Raw genomic sequence first — 20,900 nt, 5'->3', positions numbered from 1 at the left:
TTTCTTATTCGTTAAAATGCTAGACGTACACCTGCGCTGAGAACTCTTGCTTGTGGATAGTACTGGCCACTGTTGGTAGTAGCTTCCGGGTCCCAAACTTTGATTTTGTCGAAAGTAAGGAGGTTCAATCCGTTCACATAAATTCTCAGGTTGCTCAAACCGATTTTCGAACCGATTTCCGAAGGCAGGTTATATCCGAGTTCGATGTTTTTCAAACGCAGGTAGTTGTTGCTTTTCAGGAAGTAGTTGTTGATACCTGCCTGGCCGGTGTTGGTGTAGTAACGGTTGTTACGGTTGGTCAGACGTGGGTATTTGTCGGTCGGGTTGTCGATCGTCCAGCGGTGGTCGAAGTCGTATTTCAGGTAGTTACCAATGTCGCCGGATTCTGTCAGACCTACGATTTGAAGCCCTCCTAACGTTCCCTGGAACAACATAGAAAGATCGAACTGCTTGTAGCCAAGGTTCACCGAAGCGCCGCCTGTAAACCATGGGCGCTGTACTTTTTCCGAACGGATACGGTCGTCACCATTGATTTTGCCATCGTTGTTAACATCCTTGAACTTCATGTCACCCGGACGAAGGTTACCCGTGATCGGAGTATAGTCGATTTTGTTGGCATCGATTTCCTCCTGGCTTCTGAATGCGCCGTCGAACTGATACACGAGGAACGAACCGTAAGGCATGCCGGTTGATTGCTGGTAAACAGGAGCACCCGGCGTTTCGTCCCAGTACTTGATTTTGTTTTTGGCATAACCACCATTCACACTTACCGAGTACGAGAAGTCGCCTGCATTGCCATCGTAGCTAAGTTTGAATTCCCATCCTTTGTTTTGCAGCTTGCCAAGGTTTTGAGGTGGAAGCTTGCCGTCGATACCCGCTGACGAAGGCGTAGAACCTGCTTTCGGGATCAGGATTTTCGAACGGTTGTTTACGAAGTAGTCGAATTCAAATGCCAGCTTGTCGTTGAACAATGTACCCTCGATACCGAAGTTGGAGTTATTCGCAACCTCCCAGGTAAAGTCGGGGTTAGCTACACGGGTTTCGAGCAATGTTTTCACAACCTGATCATTGATAATGTAGGTTCCGAAGCCCATGGTCGACAGGTATTGGTATTCAGCCAAAGTTTCCGTTCCCAGGAAGTATGGCTCAGCACCCATCTGTCCCCATGAAGCACGCAGTTTCACATTGTTCACGTAGCGCGAAATGCTGTTTTTCCAGAAACCTTCTTCCGAAATACGCCATCCGGCAGATACCCCGGGGAAGAAGCCTGAGCGGCCTTCCGGCGGGAATACCCATGAGTAATCTTTACGCCAGAGGAATTCTGCAAGGTATTTTTCCTTAAAGTTATAACCGGCACGACCAAAGTAGCTCAAACGGGCTCTTTTGAAGAGGTCGAAGTTGCCAAGGTCCTGCTCCGGCGTACCACCTGCAAACAGCTGATCAACCACGGGCGAAATGAAGTAACGGCGGAATGCGAAGAAACCGTCGCCATCCACCTTTTCACGCTGCGCTCCCGCCATCAGGTTGAAGTTGTGGCCATCGATCGATTTTTCATAGGATACCTGACCTGTGAGCTGGATCGATAGTTCCTGTGAAGAACTTTCTCTCAGACGCGGATCTTTAAAGGTCGAACGAACGGTTCCTGTCAGGAATGGCGTTTTGCCGTCGGCTTCGTAGGTTTTTTTGTCCCAGAAATACAATGTCCACGGTGTCTCGAAGTTTTTCTGACGGCGCATTTGCTTATCGATCGCGGCCATCGCATTGATTTTCAATCCTGGCACACCTGGAACCTGGATTTCCAAACCACCATTGGTTTGAATGTAGTCTCTCCGGTCGTTGTTGTAACCGGTTGTATTGGTTGTGATAACTGCCGGGTTCTGACCATTTTCAATATCCGGGCCGGGACGTCCGTCCGGCCAGATTGCGATTTCAGTCGGTTTACCACGCATCAGCATACGGAAAATCGCACCGGCGCTGTTGCCACCACTAGGGAAGTGACGGAATTCTTCACGCAGGGTAAGTCCGATATTGGCCGTAACGTATTTATTTATCTTCGTATCGAGGTTAAGGCGCATATCGTACTGCTTGTAACCTGTTGCCGAATTTTCATAGTAACCATCCTGGTTGATGTGGCCGATCGAAGCAAGGTATTTGATATTCTCGCTACCACCGGTCAATTGCAGGTTGTGGCGTTGCTGTGGTGCCCATTTACGGATTACCGAGCCATACCAGTCGGTGTTCGGGTGCAGGAATGGATCGCTGCCGTCGCGGAATTTCTTCATATCATCCGGGTTGAATACCGCGTTGACCACGTTTCCATTGTCCGTTCTGGTATAAGAGCCGTTGGTATTGAAGCCCTGCAACGCACCTTGCCACTGTCCAACGGGCAGGTTGTCGTAGATCTGCAATTCGTTACGGATTGTTGCGTATTCCGCTGCATTCGACATTTCAGGTGTACGCGTAGGCTGCGACACACCGAAGTTCATATCATAAGAAAGTTGTGGCTTGCCCGATTTACCGCGTTTGGTGGTGATGAGGATTACCCCGTTACCCGCGCGTGAACCGTAGATCGCCGCAGCCGCATCTTTCAGTACCGAAATACTTTCGATATCGGCAGGGTTGATACGGTCGAGACCACCGGAACGGTTTGGAACACCATCCACTACGATCAGCGCGTTGCTGTTACCCAATGAGTTGGTACCACGGATACGGATCGCCGAGCCGTCATAGCCGGGCTCACCGCTAGATTGTACCGCCGAGATACCGGGCAGACGTCCACCCAGCGTATTGGATAAGTTGGCAGCCGGCGCTTTCTGAAGTTCGGCACCTTTTACGGCGGTCACCGAGCCGGTCAGGGTTGCCTTTTTGGCAGTACCATATCCCACCACGACCACTTCTTCAAGTGCCTTGGTATCAGCCAGCAATATTACATCGAGGATGCTTTTGCCGCCTACGGGAATTTCCTGTGTGAGATAACCGATAAACGAGAATACCAATGTGCCGCTTTTCTCGGCATTCACTGTGTAGAGTCCTTCATTATCAGTTACTGTACCTGCGGTGGTTCCCTTCACGACAACGCTTACCCCAGGTAGCGGTTGTCCCTGTTCGTCTTTGATCTTACCCTTGATGGTATTCTGGGCGAATGCACCCACGACCGTCACCAGGGCGAGGCAAAGAGAAAAAACACTTCGTGATACAGCACGAGGCGTCCATCCAGTAGAAAATCTCATAGATTAATAGTTAGATTAAGAATGTTGTAGTAAGATGTTTGCTTAACCGTATAAGCACGGAACGTGGAGTCAGACCTGGATTTCCATCCCGAAAATCTGCTCCTGCGGATCATAAAAAGTGTAGCCAGGAGAATTTTTTACATAGAGAGATTTTAGCGATTAGGGTGATTACTTTCATCGAACAGAGTCCAGGATTTCAAACAGTGTATATCATACACAATCTCATCTGTATACTCCTGTTGATTGCAGGAGAAGTACCATGAATTGTTATATACTCGCTTGATTGTACAAAAAGATATTAATTTTTTTACAAAAAAAAGGTTTCCCGGTTAATGAATATGCATTCTTAAAAAATAACAATAAATAATAGTAGATATCGAACATTTTTTATAATTAGTTATATATAAGTTACAATTTATCATTCTTTTGTACAGAATTATCCTCGAATTCCCATTTCTTGCTATATTCGTAGAGCGTTTTCAGTTACAAATTTCCCTTTGAAATCGAATGAAGTTTCGTCTACTCTCCCTCTTGCTAGTTTGCTTTCTGTACGGGTGTAAAAAGGAATCCTCGCCCGCCGAATACAATGCGAAAGCGGCCGATCCGCAGCTTTTCCACGAAACGGCTACGCATCTCACCGATGTGATCATTCACGATATATTTAAGCCGCCGGTAGCGAGCCGCATATATGGTTATTCATTCCTGGCTGCCTACGAAGCACTCGCTCCTAGCAACAAAGAATACCAATCACTTGGAAATCAATTAATTAAATTCAAAACCCCACCGCAACCCGACTCGGCACTAGCCTATTGTTTCCCGCTCGCGAGTGTAAAGGCGTTCACGGTCGTAGCGCGCACGCTCACGTTCTCTGGGAATATGTGGGATGCCTACGAAAAGGAGCTTTACAAAAAGTATCAGGAAATGGGTATTCCGGAAGACGTATATGAACGCTCCATCGCATACGGCGACACGGTAGCGAAGCATATACTGGCTTATTCAGCGAAAGACCACTATAAAGAGATACGCGGTTACCGCTATACGGTGACCAATAAACCCGGCACCTGGGTGCCTACGCCGCCTGCGTATGCGGACGCCTGCGAACCTATGTGGAATACCGTTAGGACCTTCTCACTCGATTCGGTGACGCAGTTTCGCTGTCCGCCGCCTGCACCCTATGACCTTGCCAAAACGAGCAAATTCATGCAGCTGGCGATGGAAGTTTATAACACAGGCAACAGCCTGACCGCAGATCAGAAGGCGACCGCGTACTTCTGGGATGATAATGCATTTGTTACCAATGTCGTTGGCCACGCCATGTTTGCCAATAAAAAAATGACACCCGCCGGTCACTGGATGGCAATCGTAAGAACCGTAGCAACGGACAAAAAGCTGGATCTCATGCAATCGGTAGAAGCATATACGTTGGGGGCGCTTTCCATTTATGATGCATTCATTGCCTGCTGGGACGAAAAGTACCGCACCGTGCGCATCCGCCCGGAAACGGTGATCAACAACAACTGGGACCCCAACTGGCGCCCATTCCTGGAAACGCCGGCATTCCCTGAGTACGTGAGCGGCCATAGCTCCATTTCAGCAGCCTGCGGCGTCGTGCTCACCCATTTGGTAGGAGTTTATGTGGCTTTCACCGATACCACCGAGAAAAAATACGGGCACGGCATCAAATCCTTCAAGTCGTTTGAAGAAGCTTACTGGGATGCGTCTATCAGCCGCGTTTACGGCGGTATCCACTACCGCGATGGTGTAGAGGAAGGCACGCATTTGGGAGAAAAAATAGGCAAAAACGTATGGCAGCGGGCACTTACCCGCAAAAACCGCAACATGCTCGCTCAAAAACCGCAGCAGCCCTAAGCATGCACATGATCGGCATTGTAATGCAGCCCGATGTTCTCACGTCGGGCCATAGCCATTTTAATAATCAGGTAAGAAACTGAAATCATGTTCCTCAGCTCGCATATCGCCACCGACACTTTCGATTCGCGGTACAGTTCCTCGTGCTCCTGATGCAGGAGTTCTAGGCGGTCGTAGGCGCGTTTCAGACGGCGGTCGGTGCGCACGATGCCTACGTAATTGGACATAATACTGTTCAGCTCGCGGGTCATTTCGGTAACGAGTACCTGCTCTTCCGGGTGCGTGGTGCCCGAGTCGTCCCATTCCGGAATGTTTGCAGGGATTATCGCATCTTCAAAGTTGGCTACGGTACTTTCATAGGCACGATGCCCGAAAACGACCGCTTCCAGCAACGAGTTTGAAGCGAGGCGGTTGGAACCGTGCAATCCTGTGCAGGAGCATTCCCCTACCGCATAGAGAAATTCAATATTGGTCTTGCCCCATTCATTCACGCGCACGCCCCCGCACATATAATGCTGCGCAGGCACGACCGGGATCATATCTTTCCGCACATCGATGCCCTGTTGCAGGCAGTATTCGGTAATGTTCGGAAAGTGTTCGAGGAACTTTTCGTAATCGCAATGGCGGACATCGAGGTACACGTGATCGACCCCGTTTTTCTTCATTTCGGAGTCAATGGCGCGGGCGACGATGTCGCGCGGGGCGAGTGAGAGGCGGCTGTCATAGTTTTCCATGAACGTGCTGCCATCCGCCCTTTTTAATATACCTCCAAAACCACGCACCGCTTCCGAAATGAGGAAGGACGGCTTCTGACCTGGTTGATAAAAGCTGGTAGGATGGAACTGGATGAATTCCATGTTGTCGCAAATGCCTTTCGCGCGGTAGGCCATCGCAATGCCGTCGCCGGTTGCGATGGTAGGGTTGGTAGTGCTTTGGTAGATATTGCCGATGCCGCCGGTCGCGAGCAATGTGGTTTTAGCCAAAAACTTCTCCACTTCTCCCGTCTGCCGATTGAGCACGTAAGACCCGTAGCATTTAATATCCTCGCGGTAGCGGTAAACGGTTTCGCCCAAATGGTGCTGGGTGATCAGTTCCACGGCGTAGTAATGCGTAAAAATCTGGATGCTTTTGTGGCGGTTGACCTCTTCCAGCAATGCCCGCTCGATTTCCGCGCCGGTAATGTCCTTGAAATGCAGAATGCGATGATCTGAATGGCCGCCTTCTTTGGCAAGATCGTATTCGCCTCCTTTTTCCTTATCAAAGCGGGTACCATAGTCGATCAGCTCCTGAATGCGTTCCGGCGCTTCCCGCACCACGATTTCCACAATATTCCTTTTATTGACCTCATCCCCCGCATCCATGGTGTCCTGAATGTGCTTTTCAAACGAATCGGACTCCGCCCATACTACCGCAATGCCGCCCTGGGCATATTTGGTGTTGGTTTCATCGGCCTGGACCTTGGTGATCACAGCGATGGACACTTCTTCATTCAATTCGTCGAAATGGCGGGCTAATTTGGCTGCATAGCTAAGTCCGGCAATTCCCGAACCGATAATCAGAAAATCAAATTGGGGCATAATTTCAGGAATAGGGTTTTATATCGGGTGTCAGATGCCTTTGCTCAGTTCCAGCATGCGTGCTACGGAATCATAAGCTTTCAGGCGGATGTCCTCGGGTACAAAGATCTCCGGCTGCTCATAATACAGCGCATTGTAGACCTTTTCGAGGGTGTTCATTTTCATATAAGGGCATTCGGAGCAAGCGCACGTATTGTTGTCGGAGCCCGGGGCAGGAATAAGCTTCTTATCTGGTACCGACTGTTTCATTTTATGCAAAATACCAGCCTCGGTAGCGACGATAAATTTGTCGTGCGGCGAGTCTTTTACAAATTTCAAAAGGCCGGTTGTAGAACTTACGAAATCAGACTGCTTCAAAATGTCTTCTTTGCATTCCGGGTGTGCGATCAGCAACGCGTCCGGGTGTTCTTCACGCAGCTGCGCCAGTTTTTCCCTTGAAATATCAATATGCACAATGCAGGCACCGTCCCAAAGCACCATTTCACGGCCGGTTTTGTGCGCGACATAGCGGCCCAGGTTAGCATCCGGCGCGAAGATGATCTTCTGATCTTTCGGCAGGCTTTCCACAATCTGCAATGCATTCGAAGAAGTACAAACGATGTCGGTCAATGCTTTGATCTCCGCCGAGCAGTTGATGTAGCTGATCACGATATGGTCCGGATACTGCGCTTTGAATGCGGCAAACTTGTCGGCCGGAGCGGAATCCGCCAGCGAGCAGCCCGCATTCAGGTCGGGAATCACCACCTTTTTGCTGGGGCTGAGGATTTTCGCCGTTTCGCCCATGAAGTGCACGCCGCAGAAAACGATCATATCGGCATCGGTAGCCGCTGCCTGTTGCGATAGGCCGAGGCTGTCGCCGATATAGTCGGCCAGGTCCTGGATTTCCTCGTTCACATAGTAGTGTGCGAGAATGACCGCATTCTTTTCTTTTTTCAGGCGGTTGATCTCCGCAACCAGATCGATGTCCTCCGCAACCGCTTCCGTCACATATCCGTACCGGTTAACCTGCGCTTCAATTGTAGTCATTATGGTGAATAATTGGCTTTTATTTAATACTAAAATCCATGCCGAATTTACGATATTAAACCAATGTAAAGCAAAGAAAGTGCGGCGGCAGTGCTAAAACAAAAGCCGCCGGGAACGGTCCCGACGGCTTTCTAGTGCCTTATTTAATGAATGCCTTACAACACCCAGCGGAAAAAAGCGTACAGCGTACCAGACAACAACATGGTTACCGGCAACGTCAAAACCCACGCAATCACGATGTTACGAATGGTACCGCCTTGGAGGTTTTTCACACCCTTACTGGCTACCATGGAACCCGCGATACCCGATGAAAGTACGTGCGTAGTACTTACCGGAAGGCCCAGGGAAGACGACACCCCAATGGTACTTGCTGCCACAAGCTCAGCCGAAGCGCCCTGTGCGTAAGTCAAATGCTGCTTTCCGATCTTCTCACCGATCGTTACCACGATCCGCTTCCAGCCTACCATCGTTCCGAGGCCCAGTGAAAGTGAAATCATGAGAATAACCCAGTCCGGCGCGTAGTCAGTATATCTTCGGATACCATGCTCACCACCTGACTGCTTTTTCAGGAATGCGAGGTCGGTGGCATTGAGATTTGCCTGGCCGTTGTCGAGGATTGTTTTGATATTACGGCTCACGAGCAGCAACGAGCGCCGTGCTTCCATACGCTCTTCTTTCGGAAGGCGATGCTCAGGCAACGGATGGTCGATCTGCTTCTGTAAATGCGTGATCTCGGTTTTAATGGTATACAAATGCGCACGGTCGGAAATGGAAAGGCGCGTAGAATCGATCGTATTCACTGCCCGTTCAATGCCAACGAGGTCGGTTCTCATTCCGATAGGATCTTTGGAATTGTCCAGTGCGAAATGCGCAGGAACGATACCGATCAGGATCAGCATTACTAACCCTACCCCTTTCTGGCCGTCGTTGGAGCCGTGGAAAAAGCTTACCAAAGTACAGGTGGTGATCAAAATCGCGCGAATCCAGATCGGCGGCGCTTCGTTTTTCTTCGGTTCGCTGAAAACTATCTCGCGAAGTGGTTTGGACAGCGACCTTCTCAGAATGAACATAATGATGATCGCCAGCGCGAAACCGAAGATCGGCGAAGTGAGAAGCGACATGAACAGTTCCTGCGCTTTCGTCCAGTTCACACCGGTTCCCTGTGTATTTTCAGGCATTAATGTAAATGCAAGACCTACCCCGAGGATCGAACCGATGAGTGTATGCGAGCTGGAACTCGGCAAGCCGAAATACCACGTACCCAGGTTCCAGATGATCGCGCTGAACAGTAATGCAAAGACCATCGCGGCACTGTGATAGACGTTCTGATCGATCAGCAGCTCCACGGGAAGCAGGTTCACAATCCCCATCGCCACCGCGATACCACCGAAGAAAACGCCGCAGAAGTTCATGAAACCCGACCATATTACAGCCACATTCGGTTTCAGGGAATTGGTATAAATCACCGTCGCCACCGCGTTGGCAGTATCGTGGAAACCGTTAACAAATTCAAATGCGCAGGCCGCTAAAATACTAAAAGCGAGGAGGATAAAAATGTCGGTTTCAAGACCAAACATAAAAGAAGTTGATAGGTTGAATTATTGACGCAAAACTACTTATAAACGACCGACCCAATGTTAAGAAATTGTTAAGTCGGGTTAATCTCAGTTTGTTTCTTTGTTAGCCAACTGCCCGCAAGCCGCATCGATATCCTTGCCACGGCTCCTCCTCACGTGCACGGAAACGCCTCTATCTTCCAGGAAAGCGGCAAATTTATCCAGGCGGTCGGCTTCCGTGTTTTTAAAATCAGCCTCGGCGATCGGGTTGTACTCAATGATGTTCACCCGTGCCGGAACACGCTTGCAAAACTCCCAAAGTTCCTTGGCGTCCTGCAAAGTGTCGTTGAAATTGTTGAAGACAATGTACTCGAAGGTAATGCGGTTGCCGGTTTTCTTATAAAAATAGTTCAATGCCTCGGCGAGGTTATCAAGCGAGTTCGACTCGTTGATCGGCATGATCTGGTTGCGCTTTGTGTCGTTCGCCGCATGCAGCGACAATGCGAGCCGGAACCGCACCTCGTCGTCGGCCAGCTTGGTGATCATCTTGGCTATGCCGGCCGTAGAAACGGTAATGCGCTTCGGCGACATATTCAGTCCTTCGGGCGAAGTAATGTATTCAATGGATTTGAGCACGTTCGCATAGTTCAGCAACGGCTCGCCCATGCCCATATATACAATGTTGGTCAATGGGGCATTGAATGTCTTTTCGGCTTGTTGCGCGATAGCGACTACCTGGTCGTAGATTTCCCCTGCTTCCAGGTTACGTTTCCGATCCATATAACCCGTCGCGCAGAACTTGCACGTGAGCGAGCATCCTACCTGGCTGCTCACGCAGGCGGTCATGCGGTCGGTGGCGGGTATGAGCACGCCTTCCACGAGGTTTCCGTCAAAAAGTTTGAATGCGGATTTGATCGTACCGTCGTTGCTGTGCTGTTTTTTGGCAACGTCGAGTGAATGGATCACGAAATGCTCGTTCATCAGTTGGCGCGTGGCCAAAGAGAGATTTGTCATTTCGTCGAATGAATGGGCCGATTTTTTCCAGATCCATTCATATATCTGTTTTGCCCTGAAAGCCTTCTCTCCGTGTTCGGTCATCCAGTTTTTGATCTGGTCGACATTCATTTTACGGATGTCCTGCTTTTGCTGTATCTTGGTCATTTTCTCTATAATCTGTCAAACACACAGGGCATTCAACTGTAAATTTTCTGCAAAGGTACTGAAAGTCAATAACGAATGCTTAACCGAGCGGGAAAATTGAAAGTTCAATCTTCGAGGTAATCGCGTTTCCATTCGCGGATAATGTCCGTGCCCTGGGGCATGAGTGACAGGGCTTTGGTGATTACCGTGGGCGCCACAGGCACTACGATCGGGTATAAGTAAGTATCATCCGTGCGATGTTTCGGAATATCAACCCCGATCGCATTCACCAGCCAGAAAAACACGCTGATACCGAACACCCATGTAAAAACGCCCACCATAGCGCCTGCAAAACTGTCGAAAGTACCTAATATAGAGTACCGCAGCGACCGCCGGATGGTGTAGCCGAATTGATTCAGAAGAAAAATAGTAGGAAAGAAAATCGCCGAAAATCCCACATAAGGCAGGATTTTCCGTGCGACGCCCTCGCTGAAATACGGCGTGAGGACCTCCATCCCCAAGCCCAGAAATTTGAAACCCAAAACCATGGCTACCACCATGCCCAGAATCCCGATGATCTCGATCAGCAGGCCTTTGCGGTAACCATGTAATGCGCCCCATAGCAGGGGAAGAAGGATGAGCACATCCAGTAATTTCATGCGAGCAATGCCTTAACCAGCGTCGAAACGACCCGTCCATCAGCCTGACCGGCGAGTTCTTTCGTCGCTACGCCCATTACCTTGCCCATATCAGAAGGCCCCGCTGCGCCCACGCGTGCGATGATTTCCTGCAATTTGGCTTTTACTTCGTCTTCACTTAATTGTTTTGGCAAAAACTGCTCTATAACTGCCAATTCCGCTTCTTCCTTTTCCAAAAGGTCGGCGCGGCCTTGCGTTTTGTAGATATCAGCTGACTCGCGGCGTTGCTTGGCTGCTTTGGTCAAAAGCTTCAACTCATCGTCGGCACTGAGGTCGCCGCTTGCGCCGCCTTTGGTTTCTTCCAATAAAATCAGTGACTTAATGGCGCGCAATGCACGCAATGTATCCTGGTCTTTGGCACGCATCGCGTCTTTGATGCCAGATTCTACTTGGGATTTTAGTGACATGGTACTATAATGTTGAATGATTGAATGTTAGAATTTTGAATGAGCGAATGAGTGAATGAGTGCATGTTAAAATTTTGATCGGTCGCCGGTGCGATGAATGAATACTCGATTAACTATCAGTCAAACAGTGTCATTTGTTATTGAATTAGTGTTAAAAATGTCAATTTGGGTGTTTTTATACGCTCGAATGCTAAATTTGTAACAGACCGGCAAAGTTAGTAATTCACTTGAAAAGTCATCTCTAAGAATCAAAACTCACACATTCACTCATTCACTCATTAGCAAGGCCCCATTCAATCATTCACACATTCACTCATTCACTCATTCACTCATTAGCAAAGCCCCATTCAATCATTCAATCATTCAATCATTCAACATTAAAGTACCATGACCCGTCTAAGCGTCAACATCAACAAGATCGCCACCCTTCGCAATTCCCGTGGCGGTGACAATCCCAATGTATTGAAAGTAGCGCTGGACTGCGAGCGGTTCGGGGCACAGGGCATTACCGTGCACCCGCGGCCCGACGAGCGGCATATCCGTTACCAGGATGTGTACGACCTGCGCGAACTCGTTACGACCGAGTTCAATATCGAAGGTAACCCGTCGGAAAAGAAATTTGTGGAGCTGGTGCTGGCCAACAAGCCCGACCAGGTGACATTGGTACCCGACGCATTGGGCGCCATTACTTCCAATGCAGGCTGGGACACCATTACCTACCGCGCACAACTGACCGATCTCGTCGGCACATTCAAATCGGCGGGAATCCGGGTTTCCGTTTTCGTAGATCCTGACGAAGACATGGTCGAAGGAGCGAAAATCTGCGGCGCCGACCGTGTGGAGCTCTATACCGAGCCCTTTGCGGCAGGTTATTTCGAAAACCGCCAGAAAGCGGTGTTGCCATTTATCAAAGCAGCTGAAAAAGCCCGCGAAGTAGGTTTGGGATTAAATGCCGGCCACGATCTGAGCCTGGATAACCTGCATTTTTTGAAACAAAGCATTCCCTGGCTGGACGAAGTGTCAATCGGCCACGCATTGATCTGCGATGCATTATATATAGGATTGGAGAATACGATCCAGATGTATCTGCGAGAGTTGGAACTTTAATGCATCGATGGCACGAAGCTCCTGCATGGCTGGCACGAAGCTCCCGCTTCGTGCTAACTATTCGCAGGCCTCCGGCCGGTCAGGTATGTAAGACCGGCCAGAGGCCTGCAAATAGCGTGTGCGAAGCAGGAGCTTCGCACCATCCTATTAAAACCTTCGATACTCCCGCTTCACAAACCGGTTCGCCACATCAAAGTTGGTGATCTTCATATTCGCCCCATCCCACATCAGCCGCTGTCGGCCCGGAAAGTTAAAACCCTTCCCATCCGCCTTCGCCTCGCGATGCAGGTAGGAACGTACAGCCAGGTTACCCATCAGCACAATCTCCGTTAAAGGCCCCGACTGATCGAAAGAAGAGCTTGTATAGGTCCCATATCCTTTCTTACAAGCCTGCACGAACTGCTGCTGATGTCCCGGCCAACCGCCCTGCACCAATGCGCGCGGTTTAGTGGCAATGCGGACGTTCGCGAATTTGCTTTCAGGCCACAGTCGCGGGTTCTCCCCGAACATTTCAGCGCTGATGATGCCTTTGGTACCTATAAATAATATCCCGCCGTCGACCTTGCCGAACACGGTGTTATAATCACAGCCGTCGGGAAGCTGCGGGCGCATACCGCCGTCGTACCAGTTCAGGTTGATTTCCTTGCCGGATGTTTTGGAGGGAAACCTTAAATGGATATTCGCCGATGGCGGTGCGACGTCGTCGAAGAATGCCTGTTGGAAGAAATCGGCATAAACGGAGCCGACGCTGCATTCGACGGAGGTTGGATAACCCAGTTTCAATGCACGGAAAGGCACGTCAAGAAAGTGACAGCCCATATCGCCCAATGCGCCGGTGCCGAAATCCCAGTAACCGCGCCAGCGGAACGGCATATATGCCTCATGGTAATCGCGTTTCGGAGCGGTACCGAGCCATAAGTCCCAATCTACGCCCGCGGGTACGGGCTGCGATTCCCCCTTGTCTTTCGGGGATTGCACGCCTTGCGGCCACACGGGCCTGTCGGTCCAGACTTCGATCGTATGCACGTCCCCGATCGCACCCGACTGCACGAGCGCTTCCGTGTTACGCGTGCCGTCGCTGCTGCTGCCCTGGTTGCCCATTTGGGTTACAACCTTGTATTTTTTGGCGGCTTCGGTGAGCACCCGGGCTTCCCAGATGTCTTTGGTCAAGGGTTTTTCAACATATACATGCTTACCCAACTGCATTGCAGCAATAGCAACGGGGTAATGCATATGGTCGGGAGTGGTGACCAGCACCGCGTCGAACGTCTTGGCCTCCTTCTCGAACATCTTGCGAAAGTCCTTATAATAAGGTGCGTTGGGGAATTTCTTGCGGTACTTATCGGATTGGCGATCGTCGACATCGCACAGCGCGACGATGTTTTCGGTACCATTATTATATGCCTGTTGAATATTGAAGTCGGCCTTACCGCCGCAACCAACGGCCGCGATATTGAGTTTGTCGCTCGGAGGGGTGAAGCCGCGCCCCAGCACATGGCGGGGAACGATCATAAAGCTGCCGGCGGCCAGTGCACCTGCTTTGATAAAATCCCTTCTTGGGGTGGTATTCCCGGATGCCTTTTCGTGGTTGTCCATGCCTGTGTGATCGTTTGTTGAAAAACTGATGGTATCCCAAAAAAAGGCATCCGGGTTGAAAGCCTACTATCGGCGTCCGAAGGTTTCCGCGATCTTCATCGCCACACCCATATCGCCGTCTATCTTCAATTTGCCGGTCATGAGCGCCATCATGGCGTTCAGGTCGCCGTCGATGAGCTTCAATGCATTTTTAACGGAGACTTCGAATGTACAATCGGCTTCGGCGTCGGTGTTGGAAACGCTGTTGGGCACGGATTTTCCATCGACAAACAGGACTCCTTCGTCGGTAACAAATTTGGCTGTGGCATCCAGTCCGCTATCGGTCCCCAGGATATTTGCAATGCGTTCAGTCAGAATTTGAAGGCTCATAAGTACTGTTTGTTAGAAAGTTTGAGTTTTTATTGGATTAAAAAACGACAAATGTAGGCCGACGGGAAGAATATTCAAATGCCTTTGGTGTTTTCACCGAAAACGGCAAATTTTACATCCTTCATCAGAAAACCTGTTGATCTGTTATTAACTGAATGAGTGCACCTGTGAATCGCCCCACGTTCCTTACCGTTTTGTGTTTCCTTACTTTCATGAGCGCCGTTTCCGGCCTCTGGACCCAATCCGAAAGGCTTTGGAACCCCGGTATCACTGCCGACAAGACCCGCGAAACGTTTGAGGCTGTCCGTGAAAACCTGGACCGCCAGGGCAGCACCGCCCAGTCCAAGACGATGGACAAAATGTTCGAGGCGGTGATCGAACAAACTACCGCTAAAAACATCAAAACGAGTGCCATTATCATGCTGATCGTCGAGTCCCTATCACTCTATGCCGCTTACCTGATGTGGAACCTGCAACGCCGGGGTTACTACCTCTACCTGGGTGGTATAGCGGTCGCATTTCTGGCTCCGCTGCTGATGATAGGCGGGTGGATGGGCGCTATTACTGCCATGGCCGGCGTCTTTCTCAGTATTTTTATGGCGATCTTCTACGCTTTCAACCTGAAACACATGTATTAAAGCCTCAAAACCGTCCTCTTGCTAACTCCGGCGCGCCGTGCAACGTCCGGATGTTGCCAATAATTGTAAATAGGAATGTAAGGTCTTGCATTCCATCAAGAAAACTTTTTATTTTGCGCACTAATTTGAATCGAGAAAATGGCTTTAATTAACAAAATCAGAGAAAAATCCGGGGTAGCCGTCACGGTTATCGCTATCAGTTTAATTCTTTTTATGGTTGGAGGCGATTTGCTGGGCCCTAATTCCCTTCTGGGCGGCAACAACAACCAAACAGTGGGAGAGATTGCCGGGAAAGAAATTAATATCAAAGATTTTCAAAGCCGGGTGGACGGGTTCCGTCAGAACTACGAGGCGCAATCGGGCCGCAGCCTGAATGAAGGCGAGCTGGCTAACCTCAGAGATCAGGCCTGGAACCAGTTCGTGGTGGACATTGCTTACAAAAAGCAATACGACAAACTGGGACTCACGGTGACGGACGACGAACTGTACGACATGGTACAGGGTAACCACATCAGCCCATCGATTCTGCAAGCATTTTCAGATCCTACCACCGGCCGTTTCGACAAGAACGCGGTGATCAACTACCTGAAAAATCTCAAAACGCTTCCTTTGGAACAACAAAAATCCTGGGAGAATTTTGAAAAGAGCCTTCGCGAAGAGCGTACCCGTGCGAAATACGAAAACCTGCTTCGCCTCTCGTCGTACACTCCGAAAGCACAAGCCGAAAAAGAGTACGTAGCGCAAACCACCAAAGCCAATCTCCGCTATCTGTACGTCCCTTATTTCTCGGTTGTAGATACTACTATTAAAGTAACCGACGCGCAGCTGCAAGATTACCTGAGCGCGCACAAGAAAGAATACAAAGGAACCGACACCCGCTCGATCGAGTACGTAACGTTCCCGGTTCAGCCTGCGAAAGACGATAGCGCCGCATTGTATACGGAGATCAAAGAACTCGCGAGAGGTCTTGCTACGGCACAAAGCGACTCTGCATTTGCAGCCATGAATACCGATATTCCAACGCCGATCAACCAGTCGTACGCAACGATGAGCGACCAGTTGAAAGAGGCTGTAAAAACTTTCGTTCCGGGTGGCGTTTACGGACCTTACCGCGAAGGCAATACCTATTTCATCTACAAATACGGCGGAACCCGTTCCGACAGTGTTTCTTCTGCGAAAGCAAGCCACATCCTGATCCGTGCTGAAAACCAGTCGGACTCTGCGAAAACGGCTGCACGTGTCAAAGCGGAAGGCATTCTGGCGCAGATCAAGGCAGGTGCTAACTTCGAAGCATTGGCTGCTACTTCCAGCGCGGACCCTGGTTCGGCACAACGTGGCGGTGACCTGGGTTACTTCCAGAACAACGGTGCAATGGTGAAGCCATTCGAAGAAGCTGTTTTCTCGGCAACCGCTCCCGGCCTGATCCCACGTTTGGTAGAAAGCCAGTTCGGTTTCCACATCATTAAAGTAACTGCTCCGAAATCGAATACGCTGTACCGCATTGCGACCATTGGTAAAACCATCGCTCCAAGCCAGGCTACCCGTGACGAAGCGTACAGAAAAGCCGATGAATTCGCGAACGCTGTAAAAAGCCGCGAGCAGTTCGAAGAAGCTGTTAAGAAAAACAAAGCGCTGGTTCTGGCGAATGCAAACCGCATTCCTGAATCGGCTACCAATATCAATGCGATCCAGAATGCACGCGAAATCGTGAGATGGGCATTCAAAGACGATACCAAGCCATCGAATGTATCGCCGGTATTCGAAACCGAAGAGCAATATGTAGTAGCTGTTCTGACAGGCAAATCGGATGCGAAAGATGTGAAAGTGGACGATTTCCGCGACGAACTGACTACCAAAGTGCGCAACCAACTGAAAGCCGAGCAGATTACCGCCAAGTTGAAAGGCGCAAGCGGTTCATTGGAAGACGTCGCTAAAAAATACGGTGCAGGTGCCTTGGTTGAATCAGCCAACGACATTTCACTGGCAACCGGCTTCCTGACCAGCGCAGGTTTCGACCCTATCGCGCTCGGAAAAGCATTCGGTTTGAAAGCAGGACAGAAATCAGGTGTGTTCACCGGCGAAAACGGTGTGTTCATCATGGAACTTTCAAGCAAAACAGACGCGCCTAAGATCGCAGACTTCACCCAATACAAAACACAGCTGACCCAATCTCTGGAAAGCCGGATGTCGTACCTGGTGAACGAAGCCATCCGCGAGAACGCAAAAATCGAAGACCACCGCGCGAAGTTCTTCTGATCAAATTCCGCAAAAACATTACCAAAAGAGGAGCAGAAATTAAATCTGCTCCTCTTTTTATTTGTACTGCAAATTTTTCAGAAAAAAGTGATAGTATTGCAGTATGAAATGTCAATTATACACTTATTAATAAAATAGGGAGAAAGGAGGATGGAGGAAAGGGAGGAAGCACTCTCTCCTGTTATGCTGCATCGGACTATCTATTTAACCATTAGAAAACGATTAACTACATTCAAATGAGCATTCTACTCGGAGAACAGGAGTATTTTAAGGGTATCGGAAAGATCTCTTTCGAAGGCCCGGAAACCGACAACCCACTGGCTTACCGCTGGTATGACGAAAACCGCGTTATCGCTGGCAAAACAATGAAGGACCACCTGCGTTTTGCGGTGGCTTACTGGCATACATTCTGCGGCGCGGGCCTCGACCCGTTCGGCGGACCTACGCTTTTCTATCCATGGGACAAAAAGGCGGATGCCGTTGACCGTGCGAAGGACAAAGCGGATGCAGCATTCGAATTCATTACCAAACTGGGCCTGCCTTACTACTGCTTCCACGATGTAGACGTAGTGGATTACGACGACGACGTGCGTACCAACGAAAAGCGCCTGCAAGCATTGACTGCTTATTTGGGTGAAAAACAAAAGGCATCCGGCGTGAAACTCCTTTGGGGAACTGCCAACCTTTTCGGTCACCACCGCTATATGAACGGCGCGTCTACCAACCCTGACTTCGACGTGGTTTCTCACGCAGGTGCGCAGGTGAAAATGGCGCTGGACGCTACCATCGCATTGGGCGGTGAAAATTATGTGTTCTGGGGCGGTCGCGAAGGTTATATGAGCCTTTTGAATACCGACATGAAACGCGAGCAGGAGCACTTCGCGCAAATGCTGAAAATTTCGGTGGCTTACGCACGTGCGAATGGTTTCAAAGGTAAATTCTTCATCGAGCCTAAGCCTTGCGAGCCTACCAAGCACCAATACGACTACGACGCGGCAACGGTAATCGGCTTCCTCCGCCAGCACGACCTGCTGAACGATTTCAGCCTGAACCTCGAGGTAAACCACGCTACATTGGCCGGCCACACTTTCGAGCACGAATTGCAGGTAGCTGCCGACGCAGGCATCCTGGGATCGATCGACGCTAACCGCGGTGACTACCAGAACGGCTGGGATACCGACCAGTTCCCGAACGACATCGCCGAATGGACCCGCGCATTGATCGTGATCCTGAATGCAGGCGGATTGCAAGGTGGTGGTATCAACTTCGATGCGAAACGTCGCCGTAACTCGACCGACGTAGACGATGTATTCCACGCGCATATCGGCGGTATCGACACCGTGGCACGCGCATTGGTGATCGCCGACAAGATCATCCAGAACGGAGAATACGACAAAATCCGCAAAAACCGCTACGCAAGCTTCGACGGCGGCAAAGGTGCCGATTTCGAAAAAGGTGCATTGAAACTGGAAGACCTGTTCGAACTGGCTGCTACCAAAGGCGAGCCCGCAACGACTTCCGGCAAGCAGGAATACCTCGAAAACCTGATCAACCGGTTCATCTGAGGCTGACGCAATGTTACCTTAATATTAATTATCAAAAGCCATTGATGTATTTCAATGGCTTTTGCCATTCATGCAGGCACACCGCCGTAACTTGCGTGAAATTAACCAGCGCTTTCTGCCATGCATACCGGCCGCGCCAAAAAGAATTCACCCTCCCCCATCCTGCCCCGCATTATCCTGCTTATGATCTGGATAATTTCGGTTCCCTGCCTGTTTGTTCAAACTGCATTTGCCCAAACCAGTTTCCAGGAACCCGACTATGGCATTCCGGCAAGCCCGCAGAACCCGGACTCATTGCTGCTAGGGTTAAAAGCCAATTATAACTCGGCAATCGGGAAAAATAATGACATAGAAGCCGCCGGCTATTTGCAGCAGATCGGCAGGCTGCTTTTTATTTCAGGGCATTATCCGCAGTCGCTCGACTATTTACTGCAAGCCGAAAAGATATTCCGCAACCGCGATCGGAAAGATATGCTGGCCGTGAACCTGAACATGCTCGGCGAGCTCTATTACCGCACGCGCAGGCCGCAACTCGCCCGGAAACAGTTTGACGAAGCCTTGCTCATTTACCAAAACCTCAAACAGGAATCCGGTAAAGCGGAGATTTACGGGCGGATCGGGCATCTCTACGAAAAGCGCGAGATGTACGACAGCGCATTTCATTTCCAGCGCAAAGCCCTGCAATCCTACCAGCTCGACCGCCACACCGACGGCGCCGCGAAGATTTACGAAAACATCGGCAGCATTTACGAAGACCTCGAAAAGTACGATTCGGCCTATTTCTATTTCAACAAAGCTTACGCGCTCAATGCACACACGCATAATGCACGCGCGCAGGTGGAAGTGGTGAATAACCTGGGCGATGTGCTGCGGAAAACCGGCCGCTTCCGCGAGGGACTGGCTTATAGCATTCAAAGTTTGAAACTTGCACAGACCAACGGCGAGCGCTACCAGATTTCGAGTGCTTATAATGATATTTCAAAAGCTTACAACCTGCTCGCGCGCAACGACAGCGCATTCCACTACCTCACGCTGAGCCGCAGCTTGCTCAATGATATTTATTCCGAGGAAAGCAACAAGCAGCTCGCATTACTGCAAACCCTGTATGAAATCGAGAAGAAGGATAACGAAATCGCACAATTGACGCAGGCCCGGCGCATCGATACGCTCATTTCTATTGCAACGGGCATTGTGGTAATACTGGTTATCGCGGTGGCCGCGTTGATTATCAGTCGGCAGCGGCTCAAAATCCGGAACGAGCAGAAGCTTCGCGCGCAGCATAAGCAGGTGTACGAAGCGCAGAATCAGTTGATGGAGGTGGAATTAAAAAACAAAAAGCTCGAAGAAGAGCACCTGAAACAACAGCTTGAAACCAAAACGCAGGAATTGAGCAGCTATACCCTGCATGTGATCCGTAAAAACCAGCTGCTGGAAGACCTCCGCGCCAAGCTCGAAGAGATGATTAAGGACGACAAGCGTGACCAGCGCAAGCAGATCAAGGCATTGTCCGAGCAAATCGGCGAGGGCCTGCAGGACGACCAGCATTGGGAAGAATTCCGGGGCATATTCGAGCAGGTACACCAGTCGTTTTTCGACCGGCTCCAACAGCAAACCGGCCCGCTCACCGCCAACGACCTCCGGCTGATCGCATTGATCAAAATGAACCTTACCTCCACCGACATCGCCACGCTCCTCGGCATTTCGCAGGACAGCCTGCGCGTGATCCGCCACCGCCTGCGCAAGAAACTGAACCTGGCGGCAGGCGACAACCTTTCGGCCTATATCCAGTCGATCTAGCTGGTTAACAATTTCTTAACACTGCCGTAATGCAATCATAATGCCATCAACCAGGGATTTAAATCCCTG

At 50.1% G+C, this 20,900-nt stretch carries 15 protein-coding genes; 6 read left to right on the top strand and 9 right to left on the bottom strand.

Annotated elements, in window-relative coordinates; genetic code table 11:
* Window positions 1-11: 11 nt before the first annotated feature.
* Window positions 12-3,230: a SusC/RagA family TonB-linked outer membrane protein gene (locus BLQ88_RS24515; RefSeq protein WP_229212843.1), complete on the bottom strand. Its 3,219-nt coding sequence runs from the start codon at window positions 3,228-3,230 to the stop codon at window positions 12-14.
* Between the two features lie 507 nt (window positions 3,231-3,737).
* Here BLQ88_RS24515 and BLQ88_RS24510 point away from each other — a divergent pair.
* On the top strand, window positions 3,738-5,099 hold the full coding sequence (locus BLQ88_RS24510) for a vanadium-dependent haloperoxidase (RefSeq protein ID WP_090155409.1): 1,362 nt from the start codon (window positions 3,738-3,740) through the stop codon (window positions 5,097-5,099).
* Here BLQ88_RS24510 and nadB read toward each other — a convergent pair.
* The 6 genes from nadB to BLQ88_RS24480 form a co-directional block, all read right to left on the bottom strand.
* Window positions 5,096-6,676 carry an L-aspartate oxidase gene (nadB, locus tag BLQ88_RS24505; RefSeq protein ID WP_090155407.1) on the bottom strand — a complete coding sequence of 527 codons (1,581 nt, stop codon included), beginning with the start codon at window positions 6,674-6,676 and terminating at the stop codon, window positions 5,096-5,098. The genes BLQ88_RS24510 and nadB overlap by 4 nt on opposite strands.
* Before the next feature lie 30 nt (window positions 6,677-6,706).
* Window positions 6,707-7,702: a quinolinate synthase NadA gene (gene nadA, locus BLQ88_RS24500; protein ID WP_090155404.1), complete on the bottom strand. Its 996-nt coding sequence runs from the start codon at window positions 7,700-7,702 to the stop codon at window positions 6,707-6,709.
* 155 nt (window positions 7,703-7,857) lie between these two features.
* On the bottom strand, window positions 7,858-9,279 hold the full coding sequence (locus BLQ88_RS24495) for an inorganic phosphate transporter (RefSeq protein WP_090155402.1): 1,422 nt from the start codon (window positions 9,277-9,279) through the stop codon (window positions 7,858-7,860).
* A gap of 87 nt (window positions 9,280-9,366) precedes the next feature.
* Window positions 9,367-10,419 (bottom strand): dual-specificity RNA methyltransferase RlmN, encoded by a 1,053-nt coding sequence (gene rlmN / locus BLQ88_RS24490; RefSeq protein ID WP_090155401.1) that lies wholly within the window; start codon window positions 10,417-10,419, stop codon window positions 9,367-9,369.
* A gap of 104 nt (window positions 10,420-10,523) precedes the next feature.
* Window positions 10,524-11,057: a CvpA family protein gene (locus tag BLQ88_RS24485; protein WP_090155399.1), complete on the bottom strand. Its 534-nt coding sequence runs from the start codon at window positions 11,055-11,057 to the stop codon at window positions 10,524-10,526.
* Window positions 11,054-11,503, bottom strand: coding sequence for a GatB/YqeY domain-containing protein (locus BLQ88_RS24480; RefSeq protein ID WP_090155397.1), 450 nt, complete (start codon window positions 11,501-11,503; stop codon window positions 11,054-11,056). The genes BLQ88_RS24485 and BLQ88_RS24480 overlap by 4 nt, the downstream gene beginning before the upstream one ends.
* A gap of 387 nt (window positions 11,504-11,890) precedes the next feature.
* On the opposite strand from BLQ88_RS24480, the gene BLQ88_RS24475 reads away from it, so the two are divergent.
* Window positions 11,891-12,610: a pyridoxine 5'-phosphate synthase gene (locus tag BLQ88_RS24475; protein ID WP_090155395.1), complete on the top strand. Its 720-nt coding sequence runs from the start codon at window positions 11,891-11,893 to the stop codon at window positions 12,608-12,610.
* A 147-nt stretch (window positions 12,611-12,757) separates the two neighbouring features.
* Here BLQ88_RS24475 and BLQ88_RS24470 read toward each other — a convergent pair whose 3' ends face one another.
* Entirely contained in the window at window positions 12,758-14,206 is a 1,449-nt protein-coding gene (locus tag BLQ88_RS24470) for a Gfo/Idh/MocA family protein (protein ID WP_090155394.1), read from the bottom strand.
* 66 nt (window positions 14,207-14,272) lie between these two features.
* On the bottom strand, window positions 14,273-14,575 hold the full coding sequence (locus BLQ88_RS24465; RefSeq protein WP_090155392.1) for an SCP2 sterol-binding domain-containing protein: 303 nt from the start codon (window positions 14,573-14,575) through the stop codon (window positions 14,273-14,275).
* 155 nt (window positions 14,576-14,730) lie between these two features.
* Here BLQ88_RS24465 and BLQ88_RS24460 point away from each other — a divergent pair, with 155 nt between their 5' ends.
* The 4 genes from BLQ88_RS24460 to BLQ88_RS24445 all read left to right on the top strand — a co-directional run bounded on the left by BLQ88_RS24460 (window position 14,731) and on the right by BLQ88_RS24445 (window position 20,831).
* Window positions 14,731-15,213, top strand: a complete 483-nt coding sequence (locus tag BLQ88_RS24460) for a hypothetical protein (protein WP_229212842.1) — start codon at window positions 14,731-14,733, stop codon at window positions 15,211-15,213.
* Between the two features lie 138 nt (window positions 15,214-15,351).
* Window positions 15,352-17,469 carry a peptidylprolyl isomerase gene (locus tag BLQ88_RS24455; RefSeq protein WP_090155387.1) on the top strand — a complete coding sequence of 706 codons (2,118 nt, stop codon included), beginning with the start codon at window positions 15,352-15,354 and terminating at the stop codon, window positions 17,467-17,469.
* A 236-nt stretch (window positions 17,470-17,705) separates the two neighbouring features.
* Complete coding sequence (gene xylA / locus BLQ88_RS24450; RefSeq protein ID WP_090155385.1) at window positions 17,706-19,034, top strand: xylose isomerase; 1,329 nt, start codon at window positions 17,706-17,708, stop codon at window positions 19,032-19,034.
* Between the two features lie 120 nt (window positions 19,035-19,154).
* Window positions 19,155-20,831: a tetratricopeptide repeat protein gene (locus BLQ88_RS24445; RefSeq protein WP_229212841.1), complete on the top strand. Its 1,677-nt coding sequence runs from the start codon at window positions 19,155-19,157 to the stop codon at window positions 20,829-20,831.
* Window positions 20,832-20,900: the final 69 nt, after the last annotated feature.

Origin of the sequence: Dyadobacter soli (assembly GCF_900101885.1) — a bacterium.
In the GTDB taxonomy this organism is placed as follows: domain Bacteria; phylum Bacteroidota; class Bacteroidia; order Cytophagales; family Spirosomataceae; genus Dyadobacter; species Dyadobacter soli.
Note: the sequence above shows the minus strand (reverse complement) of the source record. Positions and strands in the feature narration are given on the sequence as shown.